General features: G+C 42.9%; 8 protein-coding genes. All 8 read left to right on the top strand.

Features of this window, described 5'->3' with window-relative positions; all coding sequences use genetic code 11:
* Positions 1-4 precede the first annotated feature (4 nt).
* Positions 5-175: an Hsp20/alpha crystallin family protein gene (locus ACYVAA_RS19645; RefSeq protein WP_460545066.1), complete on the top strand. Its 171-nt coding sequence runs from the start codon at positions 5-7 to the stop codon at positions 173-175.
* A 714-nt stretch (positions 176-889) separates the two neighbouring features.
* Positions 890-2,500 carry a DUF6377 domain-containing protein gene (locus ACYVAA_RS19650; RefSeq protein WP_460545050.1) on the top strand — a complete coding sequence of 537 codons (1,611 nt, stop codon included), beginning with the start codon at positions 890-892 and terminating at the stop codon, positions 2,498-2,500.
* Positions 2,501-2,906: 406 nt separating this feature from the next.
* Positions 2,907-5,981 carry a SusC/RagA family TonB-linked outer membrane protein gene (locus tag ACYVAA_RS19655; RefSeq protein ID WP_460545052.1) on the top strand — a complete coding sequence of 1,025 codons (3,075 nt, stop codon included), beginning with the start codon at positions 2,907-2,909 and terminating at the stop codon, positions 5,979-5,981.
* 20 nt (positions 5,982-6,001) lie between these two features.
* The gene (locus tag ACYVAA_RS19660) at positions 6,002-7,474 is read left to right on the top strand and encodes a RagB/SusD family nutrient uptake outer membrane protein (protein WP_460545054.1); all 1,473 of its coding nucleotides are present in this window, start codon (positions 6,002-6,004) and stop codon (positions 7,472-7,474) included.
* A gap of 6 nt (positions 7,475-7,480) precedes the next feature.
* Entirely contained in the window at positions 7,481-9,241 is a 1,761-nt protein-coding gene (locus tag ACYVAA_RS19665) for a glycoside hydrolase family 66 protein (protein WP_460545057.1), read from the top strand.
* 30 nt (positions 9,242-9,271) lie between these two features.
* Positions 9,272-10,738 (top strand): SusF/SusE family outer membrane protein, encoded by a 1,467-nt coding sequence (locus ACYVAA_RS19670; protein WP_460545059.1) that lies wholly within the window; start codon positions 9,272-9,274, stop codon positions 10,736-10,738.
* Positions 10,739-10,823: 85 nt separating this feature from the next.
* A complete protein-coding gene (locus ACYVAA_RS19675) occupies positions 10,824-13,526 on the top strand; it encodes an alpha-L-rhamnosidase-related protein (RefSeq protein ID WP_460545062.1) in 2,703 nt (900 codons plus the stop codon).
* A 32-nt stretch (positions 13,527-13,558) separates the two neighbouring features.
* The coding region (locus tag ACYVAA_RS19680; RefSeq protein ID WP_460545064.1) for a glycoside hydrolase family 31 protein at positions 13,559-15,331 on the top strand (1,773 nt) is incomplete at its 3' end.

Here is a 15,331-nt window from a genome sequence, read left to right on the forward strand (position 1 = left end):
TTACGTGAGGAAGGAATTCAATTACCATTCTTTCCGCCGGTCTTTTTCACTTCCTCAGGACATGGTAATTGGAGATAAAATTGAAGCCAAGTATGATAACGGTATTCTATATATCTCCATCCCGAAATCCGAAAGGGCAAAGGTTAAACCTGCCAGACGGATTGATGTTAAATAGTTTAAATTATTTAATGGTTAACATGAGGTTAATTAAAAGAGGAGATAGGGATGGTATGTCCCCATCTCCTTTTCTATTTTTTGACTCATTTTCATCACAGTAAGTATCCCGAATACAGTAGCATACTCTAGGAAATGATAGGGGAGAAGTGCAGGAATAATATTACAAAGCAGCCTTTAACTGGTTGTTAAAAGAGTTAGGTTTAAAAAAAGGAGACCATAAATTATAAACCTATTTGTTTTGCCAAAATTGAAGGCCGGATTGCAAATCCGTCCTGGCTTTTTCTATGATTTATTTACCGATACAGGAATTATATAATTCTGATTATCAGTTTGTTACGCTGTTTTAGGTACAGTATAGGTACAAATGAAAAATTACTCGATTAAAGTACGGGAATTCTAAGAACTTCTGCTAATGTTTTTTCGGATTTTTTCATTTATTTTCAGGTTTTCCAATATTTATCAGTTTGGCAATTATAACGGACAGTACAGAGATCCATTTTACAATAATAATTCCTTTAATCTAGATCTATCTAAGTGCTTATTATACTCCTAACGCATCCAATTCATTATTACTTGCTTAAAAAGCTGTTACTTAGGATGGATAGGGCATCAAATAATGTAAGGAAGAATACAACAATTTATCAAATGATCCAGCTGCTTTAAATTATAATAATCAATTTGTCTTAATTGTGGGTTTTTCGGATTTTGCAACATGATTAATAAAGCCCTTTTCTTTTTTAGTTTTTGTTTGGTTTGGATGGTCCCTCAGGGATTAGCTCTAGAACAGGATAGTTTATTACAGGCATTAAGTACAACCATAGAGGAGAGGGAAAACTATATACAGCTAAAAGAAGCGCGGATCAAAGCACTGAAAAACGAATTAAAAGAAAGGAATTTAGATGATCTTAGCTTAACTTTTCCCCTTTACAGGAAGCTCTACGATGAGTACCGTTCTTACCAGTTTGATTCGGCTTTTACCTATGTTTTGAAAATGCAGGAAACGGCCTATAATTTGGACGACAATGAAAAAATTATGGCTTCTAAACTTTCTTTGGGGGTTATTCTAAGGTCAGCAGGGATGTTTAAAGAGGCCTTTGATTCCTTGGAAACGGTAAAAGCTGAAGTTTTCTCAGATAGCCTAAAAATCGCATACTATGGAGAAATGGCCTTGACTTATTATGTGTTGTCGGCCTATAATAATGAAAAGTATTATACTGAAGTTAATGGCAAAATAGGGGACAAGTATTTAGATTCAGCTATTTCACTGGCAGATACGAGCAGTTTGACTTATTTCAAACTCAAAGGATTGGAAGCTGAAGCAAGAGGACAGCATTCCGATGCAGAAAGGTATTTCAATACGATTCTCAATCACTTTGATATAGACCGCCACCAAGTAGCTATGGCAAGCTACTCTCTGGGAAAAATCAGTTTGGCCTTGGGGAATGAAGACGAATCCTTGTCTTATTTCATTCAAGCGGCCATAGCAGATGTCCAATCAGTTACTAAGGAAACTGTAGCCTTGATGGATTTGGCAAAAACACTTTACCATCATGGAAAGGTGGGACTGGCTTATGATTTTATTAACCAATCAGCAGATGATGCTTTCTTCTATGGGGCACGACATAGAATACTTCAGGTTTCGGCAATTTTGCCTGAAATAGAGGCTGCAAAACTGGCCAGCGTAGAGTATCAGAGAAAAAGATTACTGACTTTTTCTATTGTAGTGACCTTACTTTCACTCCTTGTAATAGGATTTGCGATCATTATATTCCGTCAGTACCGTTTGCTGAATCTAGCAAAGGATAAGCTTACTTTAGCGAATGCCAGATTACAGCTTGTAAATGAAAATTTAACGGAAGCGAATGCCATTAAAGAAGAATATATAGGCCATTCTTTTTCGAAAGATTCAGAGTATCTGAATAAATTGGACCGCTTTAAAAAGGACTTGGATAGAAAGCTAATATCCAAGAAATACGAAGATTTGAAGTTTGTGATGAAGTCTGTTGATTTAAAGAAGGAGCGGGAGGCACTTTATATTAAGTTTGATGAGGTGTTTTTAAAACTTTTTCCAAATTTCTTAAAAGAATTTAATAGTTATTTTAATGAAGAATATCAGCTCAGGATCAAGAGGGATGGATCCCTACCTATTGAGTTGAGGATTTTTGCTTTGATAAGGTTGGGTATTATGGACCACGAACAAATCGCAAGTATACTAGGCTATTCTGTTCGTACAATTTATAATTATAAAACAAAAGTCAAGAGTCGATCATTCGTCTCAAATGATGAGTTTGAGAAAAAAATCATGGAGATAAAAGCATTTTGATTATTTGGGTTTTAAGCTTGTAATATTATTAGGGGAGGTACTTTTACTATTAATTATGCCTTATCCTTAATTCTATACTTAAGAACCTTTTGACCTTAACTAATTATCCTATGAGGAACAAATGCGGTTTTTTGGCAGTGCCAGTAAAACTGTTTCATTAAGTAGCCAATCCTATGTATAAAATAGGGGCAAATATAATCTGAAAAAGGAGGAATTTGGTTTACTTTTTTTACCGATTGAGTACTTGCTATTTAGCTTATTTTCAGTTAGTTATGTTTTGTTGGGGTGTTTTATTTTTTACCTCACCGTTTCACTTAGTTGATCTTGCCTCCCCTTATAAAGAAATTTGGTGAAAGGTGTTATTTATAACATGAGATTCAAAATCTATTAACAAAACCCAAAAATTATGGAAATAACTCTATCAATTCCATTCAAGGGAAATACAATTTTCCCTCTAAAAACCGGTGGAAGGATTTTTCAAGCAGGAATGGCCTTTATTCTTTGTTTTTTTTTACTGGTCAACCAATCATTTGGTCAGGAAACTATTATAATCGAAGGTAAAGTAACCGATATCAGAGGTGAATCCATTCCAGGTGTCACCGTTAGGTTAATTGGAAGCACCAGAATAGGCACCGTTACCGATATCGACGGACGGTACAGCATCAATGTACCCTCCCATCATAGCAATGGAACATTGGTATTTTCTTTTGTGGGATACCTTTCTAAGGAAATGTCCATCAATAATCGGGCTCTGATTGATGTGGTGCTCGAACAAGACATCCAGTCACTGGAAGAGGTGGTAGTGGTGGGATATGGCACACAAAGTAAAAAGGACATTACCGGTGCCATTGGAACAGTAGATACTGAAGATATTAAATCCCTGCCTGTGCCGACCGTAAGTAATGCCATCCAAGGCCGTACTGCAGGAGTTCAGGTAGTGGTATCTGGCCAACCAGGAGCTGATGCTACTTTTAGAATCAGGGGAACCGGGACGATCAATAACAGCAACCCGCTTTTGGTGATCGACGGGGTACCCACTACATCAGGACTAAACCAGATCAATATGAATGATGTTGAGTCCATTCAGGTATTAAAAGATGCCTCTGCTGCGGCCATTTATGGTTCAAGAGGAGCCAATGGGGTGGTAATTATCACCACAAAAAAAGGTAAGCCAGGTAAGGGGCAATTAAACGTTGACATTTCTTCAGGGATTCAGCAAGTGGCCAATCCATTGGAGATGCTCAATGCCAGCCAATTTGCCCAGCTTCATAATGAAATGATGCAACATAATGGATTGGAAACCCGGCCGGATTTTGCGGATCCATCATCATTGGGAGAAGGTACAGATTGGATGGGGGCGCTTTTCCGCACAGCTCCTATGCAGCACTATTCAATGTCCTATTCAGCAGGAAACGAGAAGTCAAATGTCTATACCTCTCTCAGTGTCCTGGATCAGCAAGGTGTGGTTATAGAAACAGGTTATAGACGTTATACAGCCCAGCTCAATGCCGATGTATTGGTATTTGACCGGTTGAAGTTTGGGAATAGTTTAACCCTGAACCACGATACTAATAAAAGCGGGGACTATAGCATACGGAATGCCATGGCTGCCCTTCCAAGCCAGATGATTTATAATCAAGATGGTTCCTATGCCGGCCCTATTGGTAGGCCATCTTGGTATGGAGATATTGCCAACCCTATAGGCAAAGCAAAATTGGTTGAAAACGGTACCTTGGGCTACAATTTTCGGGGATCTATCTATGCAGACCTCGAAATAACCGAAAACCTGAGTTTTAGATCCACTGCGGGGATCCAGGCGAACTTATGGGATTCCAGGACCTGGGCCCCGGCGTATGATTGGCAACCTATCCCTGAACCCGACTCCTTCTTGTCCAGAAATTTCAACAAATCCATCACTTGGCTTTGGGACAATACCCTAACGTATAGTAAAGCATTTGGAGACCATAATTTCACTGCCTTATTGGGATCCAGTATGCAGGCGAACAGGTACGATGGAATGAATGGCTCTGTCAAAGGATTCGCCAGTGATGTTACCCAACAATTGGATAACGGCACCAATCCACCAACACTGGGCGGCAATGCTTCCGAATGGGGCTTATTGTCCCATATGGCCCGAGTAAATTATGATTATCTGGGTAAATATTTGGTCACAGCGACGGTCAGAAGAGATGGCTCTTCACGCTTTGGTGAGGGCAATAAATGGGGGGTGTTTCCATCAGGATCGTTTGCCTGGAGGATTTCTGAAGAGGATTTCTTCAATTCTTCCAATATCGGAGAACTCAAGATCAGGCTTGGTTATGGACAAACCGGTAACCAGGAAATCGGTAATTATTCATTTGCTTCAGCACTTAGCACGGGCCAATACAACTTCAACGGAACATTGGTGTCAACCGTGGTTCCGGCCATCATGCCCAATCCCAATGTAAGATGGGAGTCGGTAGAGCAGATCAATCTAGGGATTGATGCCAGCTTGTTAAAGGACCGTTTATCCGTAACGCTGGATGGATATATCAAAAATACCAATGATATGTTGGTGCCGATGGCCGTTCCTGTTTCCACGGGGTATTCCGACATCGTGGTACCGCAAATCAACGCCGGAAAAATTCAAAATAAGGGGCTTGAACTGACTATTGGGACTACCAATATCCAGCTTGAAAAATTCATCTGGACAACAGACTTTAATATCTCCTATAACCACAATCAGGTGATCAGTCTCAACGATACCGTACCCATGTCCACAGGCGGAATAGGTTTCAATTATAACCTGGCCAGAATCCAGGCGGGCAGAGCAGTCAATGAGTTTTATGGTTTTGTAACCAATGGCCTCTTTCAGACAGAGGAAGAGGTGGGGAATTACGCCATTCAGGTCAATGGTTCAGATCCCTTTAACAGGACTTCTCCAGGCGATATCAAATTTAAGGACCTGGATAATGACGGGGTGATCACCGATGAGGACAGGACTTTTATTGGCAATCCTAATCCAGATTTCATCTTTGCGATGAACAATAACTTCACATTAGGGAACTTCGATTTGGACCTTTTCTTACAAGGGGTAGCAGGAAATGAAATATTTAACGCCAACCGTATCTGGGCAGAAGGAATGGCGGTAGCGCAAAACCAAACAACTGCTACGCTGGAAAGATGGACCGGTGAAGGGACCAGTAATGAAATGCCGCGGGCAGTCTTTAATGATCCCAATAAAAACACACGAGCTTCTGACCGGTACATAGAAAATGGATCATACCTGAGGGTGAAAAACCTGACCTTGGGATACAATTTTTTACCTGTTGTTTTGGAAAGACTCAGCCTTTCAAAGCTGCGGCTTTATGCTTCGGCCCAGAACCTGTATACCTTCACCAAGTACTCAGGAATGGATCCGGAAGTTCCTGTAAATGGCATTGATCTGAATGTGTACCCTGTTACCAGAACCTATACATTGGGACTTAACCTGAGCTTTTAACCTTAAACCCTGAATCAATTATGAAAATCCTTAAAATATATACCCTGGCCTTGGCGGCCCTGACACTAGAGGCCTGTTCCGATATCTTGGAAAAACAGCCTTTGGACACCATCAATACCTCTAACTTTTTCAGAACGGAAGAAGATGCCATCAATGCCATCAACGGGGCTTATCAGCCACTTCAGTGGCCCAAATTGTACAATATGAGGATGTGGACCTCTGATATCATGGCCGGCAACAGCATTGTCGGTGCCGGTGGGGGCGATGATGGCAGGGAAACCCAGGACATGTCCAACTTTGTTACTGCCACCGATAATCCAGGCGTGTTGGATCTTTGGAGAGGCCCGGCCCCAGGCATTCTTAGAGCGAATACTGTTCTGCAAAAGGTCCCTGAAATGAAGATCGATGCGGAAATCAAGGACAGGGTTTTAGGGGAAGCCTATTTCCTGAGGGCGCACTATTATTTTATTTTGGTGAGGTACTTCGGAGCTGTTCCCTTGATTCTGGAACCACAAAATCCAGAAGATGATTTAAGGCCGATGAGGACGCCCAAAGAGGAAGTTTATAACCAAATCATATCAGACTTCGGTATGGCAATAGACTTATTGCCTCCTAAGTCGAGTTATTCAGGGGCTGATTTGGGAAGGGCCTCCAAGGGTGCGGCTGCCGGGATGCTGGCCAAGGTTTATTTGACCTTGGGAGAGTATGGGCAGGCATTGTCCCTGATTGAGCAAGTGGAAAGCCTGGGCTATGCTTTGAATGAAAGCTATGCGGATAATTTTAATCCTAATTTGGAAAACGATCAGGAATCACTTTTTGAAGTTCAATACTATGGAAAGACCAGCAATGGTTTCTGGGGCAATGAAAACCAGGCATCTTGGCTAAGTACTTTTACAGGCCCCAGAAACGCCGATATGGTAGCAGGAGGGTATGGATGGAACCAACCTACACAAGAGTTTATAGATGCTTATGAGCCAGGAGACCTGCGAAAGGATGTCACTGTTCTTTATGAAGGGGCACCAGCTTTTGAGGGAAAGGAATACGATGCTGATTTTTCCATTACGGGATACAATCTGAGGAAGTTTTTGGTTTCCAAGTCCATTTCTCCTGATTACGATACCAATCCATTGAATTTTCCGGTGCTGCGCTATGCGGATATATTATTGATGAAGGCAGAAGCCTTGAACGAAATGGGAAGAACCGCTGAAGCTGAAACTCCCTTGAACCAGGTAAGAGAAAGGGCAGGTTTAGATCCAGTAACCGGGCTTTCCAAGGATGATTTCAGGGAAAGAGTGCTGCATGAGAGAAGAATGGAGCTGGCCTTTGAAGGGCAAAGGTGGTTTGATCTGATCAGGGTCAATAATGGCCAGTATGGACTGGATTTCCTCCATTCCATTGGTAAATCCAATGCCTCTGAAAAGCATTTGCTTTTCCCAATTCCCCAAAAGGAAATCGATGTGAATCCAAATCTGGTCCAAAACACGGGTTATTAATTTGTTATGATGTATTGGAGACGAATACTTTGTTTCTTGACTTTGGCCCTTTTGGGAGGGTTTTATAGCTGTCAGGTGGAGGATAAGCCAGGAAATACTTCCGGAAATCCTTCACAAACAGTGGAGCTTTCAATTTCCACAGACCTAAGCATCTATGCTCCCGGGGAGCAGGTCAAATTGGAGTTGAGCGGTGATTTACCTCAAATCGGGCAGGTTCGTTACCGGCATCTTGGAGAGATCGTAGCACAGCATGCCCTTCAAAATAAAAGCTGGGAATGGACCGCTCCCAGTGTGGATTTTAAGGGCTATTTGGTGGAAATAGTGGAGGAAGCAGCGGGGGAAGAAAAAGTTTTGGCCAGCATTGGGGTGGATATTTCCTCAGATTGGACCAAATTTCCTAGGTATGGCTTCCTGTCCAAGTTCCCTGAGATGTCAAAGGCTGATATTGCCAAGGTGCTTGACCACTTAAACCGCCACCATATCAATGGTTTGCAGTTTTATGATTGGCATTATCAGCATCACGATCCTTTGGCAGGAACTGCCGAAAATCCTGATCCTGTATGGAAGGATATTATCAACCGGGAAATTTATTTTGAAACGGTAAAACAATACATAGCCGATGCCCATGACAGAGGCATGAAAGCCATGTTTTATAATCTGATTTTCGGTGCGTTGAATACAGCAGAGCAAGAAGGGGTGTCGCCTGAGTGGTTCCTTTATACCGATGGCCAACATCAGGAAAAGGACAAGCATCCGCTTCCAAAACCGCCCTTTGCGAGTGATATCTTTTTGGTAGATCCTTCAAATGGCCAATGGCAGGCTTTTTTGTCAGGAAAAAACCAAGAAGTGTATACTGCTTTGCCCTTTGATGGATTTCATATGGATCAGTTGGGGAACCGAAACAAAGCGCTTTATACCTACGATGGGAATCCAATAGGGTTAGAGCAAGTATATAACGGTTTTATCACTGCGATGAAGTCAGAACATCCCCAAAAAGAGCTTGTGATGAATGCTGTCAATCAATATGGCCAGGAGGGGATAGCAGATGCCCCAACGGGCTTTCTCTATACCGAGGTATGGGGACCAAATGAACAATTCAAAGATCTGGCAAAGATCATCCAGGAGAACGACCGTTATGGAAATGGGCACAAAAACAGTGTCCTTGCCGCCTACATGAATTATGACCTGGCCAACCATCAGGGATATTTCAATACCCCGTCAGTACTGTTGACAGATGCCGTGATTTTTGCCTTTGGAGGGGCACATTTGGAGTTGGGTGAACATATGTTGGGAAAGGAGTATTTTCCGAATAATAACCTTCAAATGCGGGCGGACCTGAAGGCAGCCTTGGTCCACTATTATGATTTTATGGTCGCCTATCAGAATTTACTAAGGGATGGGGGAGACTTCTATGCTCCATCCGTTTCTGGATACGGCCAGCTATCTTTTAAAGCATGGCCTCCGCAAGCGGGAAATGTAGCAATGGTCGGGAAAAAAGTAGGTGCGAGACAGGTTGTCCATCTTATCAACTTTAGCAATGCTTCCCATCTCAATTGGCGGGATAACCATGGAACCCAATCTTATCCTCAGAAAAAAGAAGATGTCAGGATAGTGATAGAGAGTAATACTCCCATCGAAAAAGTATGGATGGCATCTCCGGATTACTTTGGTGGAAGTCCTGTTTATCTTGAATTTAAGCAACAGGGCAGCCAGGTTTCCATCACCTTACCATCCATTGAATTTTGGGACATGATTGTTCTGGAATAATTATCTCCAACCCATTTAACCTTAAAGAAAATGAAAAATAGAAGACAACATATCATCCTGCAAGTGGGGCTGCTGGCTTGCTTGGTGTTGATATTCATTGCAAGCTTTTCCTGTCAACAGGAAGATATCTCCACCCCTTTGGTGAATAGAAATGCACAGCTCAGTACTTCAGCCAATACAATAGCGCTCTTGCCGAAAAACAGCGCAAAGGAGGCGGTGACATTCACATGGACGGCCGGCTCTAATCAGGGAACCAATGCCAGAATTACTTATGAGCTGGAAATGGATCAGGCAGGAAGTGATTTCAGTAACAGCGTATCCCTTAACATTGGAAGTGCCGTTTACCAGCGATCCTTGAAGGTTCTGGAACTCAATAACCTTTTGCGCAATGAATTTGGGATGCAAGGAGGTGAAAGTAAGGATATTGATGTGCGCTTGGTAACCATGGTAAAAGGCGGGAGCATTGACCCGGTCTATTCTGATCCGGTTTCCATATCGGTGACTCCCTTTGATCCGCTTACGTCTACTCTTTTTCTGATCGGAGATGCCACTCCAAATGGCTGGAATGCTGATCAGGCCACTCCACTTATTCAAAGCCCCAATGATCCGACACAGTTCAGCGTACAAGTGGGGCTAAAACCGGGAAACTTTAAGTTCATTACTACATTGGGGGCTTTTCTTCCCTCTTACAACAAGGGAGAAGATGAAACAGGGTTGATCTACCGGGATGAGGATAGCCAGCCCGATGGGCAGTTTGTAATCAGCGAGCCTGGAATGTATTTGGTCAAAGTGAACCTCTCTGAGTTGACCGTCCAAATTGAGCCACAGGAAGGCCCGGCATTTGAAGACCTGTATATAGTAGGGGATGCCAGTCCAAGTGGATGGAATATAGACTCACCGGAGGCATTTATCCAAAGTGAAGCAGATGCTTTTGTGTTCACTTATGAGGGCTTACTGACCGCAGGTGAATTTAAAATCCTCGCCGGGAGTACAGGGGATTGGTGCGGAGAATGGTACCGGCCAGTTGAAAATGGACAGGCTATTTCTTCCCAAGAGGTTGTACAGCTTTCAGGCTGTGATCAGGACAATAAGTGGAAGGTGGAAGTAGGCCAGGATGGCTTTTACCGCATTACCCTGGATCAGCGGAATATGACCATTGATATTAGCCCCGTCGACCTTTACATCGTGGGCGATGCAGGACCTAACGGATGGAATATCAACTCCCCGGAACCTATGGATAAAAGCGGCAGCGTATATTCCTATTCAGGACCTTTGTCGGCTGGTGAGTTCAAAATTTCAAAGTTTAAAGGGGACTGGTGCAATGGTGATTGGATCAATGCTTCCCAGGCAGACCAGTCCATCAACAATGCCGGTTTTATTATTACCCATGGTTGTGATGGGCCGGACAATAAATGGCGGGTAAAGGATGGTGATGCGGGAAATTATACCATCAAAATCGATTTGAGTACATCCTCAATGGTGATTACAGCAAATTAATTGAGAGTTTAACCAGGCGGAGTATCCTCTTCCATATCTCTACTTTGGAAGCATGGGAGAGGTATGCCCGCAAAAAACGAAGACGATGAATTTAAATGTTAAAACAGTTGCGGTTTATATGATTTCATGCTTATCATGGATTTTGATGCCATCATGTGATTCCAAAGCGCAATACCCTATAAATGAACCGGGCACCTATCAGGTGCTCTCCGACAGGGTGGTACAAGGTGATTTTGAAGCCAAGGCACTTAGCCCTACACAAATGGTGTCGAACTATCAAAGTGCAGGGAAAACCCATGTAACTCCCACCATTACCTTCAAATTTGCCATAAATGGGGATGATAATGAAATGGTTTCCGGCAATGATCATCTGTTTCATGTATTGGCTGATGGGGAAGCTATAGAGACCCCGGTCATTACTTTTGGGGAGCATTTTGTCGATGAGAGACCCGTTCCAAAGGGAAAGATCCTTAACAAAGACCAGTCTTTGACCATTCGCCTGGACATGAGTAATGTCCTAAAAAATTTCGAGGAAAAAGGCTATTATGAGACTTTTGAAGGTAAAAAAATATATCAAGAGGATTTTAAGGGAGTGTATGTCGCTGGTGGTTCCGCCCCAATGACCTGGGACTTTGATAACCTGATCAACCATCCGGATTTAAAGCTCAAAGATGATGATGGGGATGGGATTTATGCAATAGACCTTGTCCTTAACCCCTCCGAAGATAAGTCCAGAACGGCCAGTTCTTGGAGTCTTAGCAATGATATCTCCGAATATCCCGAATATTCGAGCGAAACGGTCCTTATAGATGCTCTTTATAATATGTCCTTGGAGGAGATGCTCCTTGATACGGAGTCCGATGGGACTTTCCGCACAGGAAAAGAATGGGCAGGTGTATGGACACGTGATATCAGTTACAGCATACTACTTTCCATGGCCATCTTACAGCCGGAAGTTTCAAAAAGGAGTTTATTGCGCAAAGTAAAAGACGGTGTAATTGTACAGGATACTGGAACTGGTGGTGCCTATCCGGTGTCTACCGATCGGATAGTTTGGGGAATAGCTGCCTGGGAAATCTATTTGATCACCGGTGATAAAACCTGGCTGGAAAAGGTCTATCCAATTATTAAGAAATCGGTGGAACAAGACCTCATCACTGCTTATGACGATAGCACAGGGCTGGTTAGAGGGGAGTCCTCCTTCCTGGATTGGAGGGAGCAAACTTATCCAGCCTGGATGCAGCCCGTTGATATTTATTCCTCTTTGAACCTGGGTACTAATGCGGTACATTGTGAAGCCAACAGGGTTTTAGCCCAAATGGCTCAGGAAATTGGTGAGGACAAGCTGGCCAAAAAGCACCAAAATTTAGCTGAAGAGATAAAAGATGCCATTAATGAAAAGCTCTGGATAGATGAAAAAGGCCATTATGGCCAATACCTCTATGGCAGGAATTACCTGACGCTTTCCCCAAGGTCGGAAGGTCTGGGAGAGGCATTGACGGTGTTATTTGGCATCGCCGATAAGGCCAGGGCAAAAACTGTAGTGGCCAATGCTCCGGTAATTGATTTTGGGCTTCCTTCTATTTTTCCCAATATTCCCAATATTCCTCCTTACCATAACAACGGAATCTGGCCATTTGTGCAGGCTTACTGGACGCTGGCTGCGGCAAAAGTAGGGAATGAGCAGGCTGTCAAACACAGCTTGGATGCCCTTTACAGGCCAGCAGCCTTGTTTCTGACCAATAAGGAAAATTTTGTTGCTGAGACGGGTGACTATGCCGATACACAGATCAATTCCGACCGTCAGCTATGGAGTGTAGCAGGAAATCTAGGGATGGTATACAAGCTGTTTTTCGGTATGGAATTTAAAAAAGATCAATTGGTGTTCAAACCGTATGTGCCAAAGGCTTATGCTGGCGAAAAGATGTTACGGCATTTTAAGTACCGCAATGCTGAGTTGGATATTTCTTTGGAAGGATTTGGGAATCAAATAGCTTCATTTCAACTAGACGGGAAGAAAATGGATCGTCCCTCCATTTCAGGAAGTCTTACTGGGAAGCATGAGGTCAAAATAGTGCTGAGTGATAATAAGGCTACCCCTCAAAAAATCAATTTGGTGAATAATCAGTTTGGACCGGAAGTTCCCAATGTTATTTTGGAAGGGAGTAGGCTGCAATGGCAAGCGGTAGAAGGTGCAAAGGGCTACAAAGTGCTCGGCAATGGCCAAGTGTTGGGAAGTACAAAAACTACTTCTTGGGAGATAATTCCGAAGCATTATATGGAGTATCAGGTAATAGCAATTGATGTCAACGATTGGGAATCCTTTGCCAGTGAGCCTGTTGCTGTTTTTCGGACGGGAGAGCAATTTAAGATAGAGCTGGAAGGAAATCCAGATCAAATGGGGATACCTGCCAAAGATTTTTCAGGTAAAGGATACACAGAAATCAGCCGTGTTCTAAACCGTCAATTACCTATTCATGTGGTAATTCCAGAGAAGGGTGTTTATGCACTGGATTTTAGGTACACCAACGGTAATGGCCCCATCAACACGGAAAATAAAGCGGCCATGCGGACAATTTACCTAGGTGATTCCCTTTTGGGTACAGTGGTCTTTCCACAAAGGGGTAAGGGAAATTGGTCCGACTGGGGCTTTTCCAATGTGGTGAAGGCTGAACTCAAAGCAGGCTCCCATACTGTGCGGCTCGATTTTGACCCAGCCAATGAAAATATGAACGGAACAGTCAACCAAGCTTTATTGGATTATCTCCGTATCACCAAACTTGATTGAACTTTTCTTTTAATTACGGAATAAAGCAAACCATGAAATATTTAAAAATACTTGTATGCCTTCTATGGGCGTATGGAACGATACATTCGGTCAGAGCACAATCAGTATGGAGGTCGCCTGGCAATTGCCAAAGCTATTCATTAAATGGTAATGAAGTCATTTTTGATTGTGACAATGGCCAGCGGGTAAGTTTAAGATTTCTCAGCAGCGAGGTGGTAAAAGTTTGGTATGCTCCAAAAGGTGTTTTTGAACGTAATAATCCTTCCTTTGCGGTAGTGAATGAGGATTTAAGTGACCTGGATATAAAAGTGTCTGAACAGCAGCAGGTTTTTGAAATTTACACGGAAACCCTGCGGGTAAGGGTGAACAAATCACCTTTCAGCATACAGATTTTTGATAAATACCAAAAATTGATTCTTGGGGATTATAAAGATAAGGGGCTGGTAGTTGACGGAGACAGAAAGGCTGCTTTCAAAAAATTAAGGGAACATGAAAAGTTCTATGGCCTAGGCGAAAAAGCAGGTCCAATCAACAGACGGGGAAGGGAATATACCATGTGGAACAGTGATGTGCCTTGCTATAGTCCCGATCAAGACCCACTGTACAAGAGCATTCCCTTTTTTATCAGTTCATTGCGTTATGGCGTTTTCTTTGATAATACCTACAAGACGACTTTTAAGTTTGGCTCTGAATCGGACAACTATTTTTCCTTTGAAACCCCAGGAGGAGAGATGCTGTATTATTTCATCCATGGGAAGGATTACAAAGATATCCTGTCAACCTATACCAAATTGACAGGTAACCCTATCATGCCACCAAAATGGGCATTTGGTTTTTCACAATCCCGTGGACTTTACACTAAAGAGAAGCAGGCTTTGGAAATTGCCAATGAGTTTCGAGAAAGGGAGATACCTATCGATATCATTTATCAGGACATCGGGTGGACAGAGCACCTTCAGGATTTTGAATGGAGAAAGGGGAATTATGAAAATCCGGTGGCCATGCTTGACAGTTTAAAAACCAATGGTTTCAAAATGATCGTCTCACAGGATCCGGTGATCTCCCAAGCCAATGAAAAACAATGGCAGGAGGCCAATAAGTTAGGCTATCTGGTAACAGACGAAAGGACCGGTAAAGCCTATGATATGCCCTGGCCCTGGGGTGGAAACGCCGCTGTGGTGGACTTTACCAAGCCCGAAGTAGCCGATTGGTGGGGCAGGTATCAACAAAAACCCTTGGATGATGGGGTCAGTGGCTTTTGGACAGATATGGGAGAGCCTGCATGGAGCAATGAAGAAGATACTGATCGTTTACATATGAAGCATCACCTGGGTATGCATGCTGAAATACACAATGTATATGGTTTGACCTGGGATAAGGTTGTAAAGGAACAGTTCGAAAAACATAATCCGAACAAGCGGATTTTTCAGATGACCCGATCAGCTTATGCAGGCCTTCAGCGCTATACCTTTGGTTGGTCTGGGGATTCGGGGAATGGAATGGATGTGTTGAGTGGCTGGAAAAACCTGGCCAATCAGGTTCCGTTGAGCCTTTCTGCAGGAATGGGCCTGATACCATTCTGGGCTACGGATATTTCAGGATATTGTGGGGACATTACGGATTATGAACAGATGGCTGAACTGTATATTCGCTGGTTGCAGTTTGGAGTGTTTAATCCTTTGAGCAGAGCACATCATGAAGGGGACAATGCGGTGGAACCCTGGCTTTTTGGCAAAGAGGCTGAACGGATTGCCAAGGCCACCATTGAACTCAAATACCAATTGTTCCCCTATATCTACACTTAT

It is taken from the genome of Echinicola sediminis, assembly GCF_054777495.1.

Excerpts from the sequence above, each read along its gene's own strand:
- ACYVAA_RS19655 (WP_460545052.1), top strand. The coding sequence starts at position 2,907 with ATGGAAATAACTCTATCAATTCCATTCAAGGGAAATACAATTTTCCCT.
- ACYVAA_RS19670 (WP_460545059.1), top strand. The coding sequence starts at position 9,272 with ATGAAAAATAGAAGACAACATATCATCCTGCAAGTGGGGCTGCTGGCT.
- ACYVAA_RS19675 (WP_460545062.1), top strand. The coding sequence starts at position 10,824 with ATGAATTTAAATGTTAAAACAGTTGCGGTTTATATGATTTCATGCTTA.
- ACYVAA_RS19650 (WP_460545050.1), top strand. The coding sequence starts at position 890 with ATGATTAATAAAGCCCTTTTCTTTTTTAGTTTTTGTTTGGTTTGGATG.
- ACYVAA_RS19665 (WP_460545057.1), top strand. The coding sequence starts at position 7,481 with ATGATGTATTGGAGACGAATACTTTGTTTCTTGACTTTGGCCCTTTTG.
- ACYVAA_RS19660 (WP_460545054.1), top strand. The coding sequence starts at position 6,002 with ATGAAAATCCTTAAAATATATACCCTGGCCTTGGCGGCCCTGACACTA.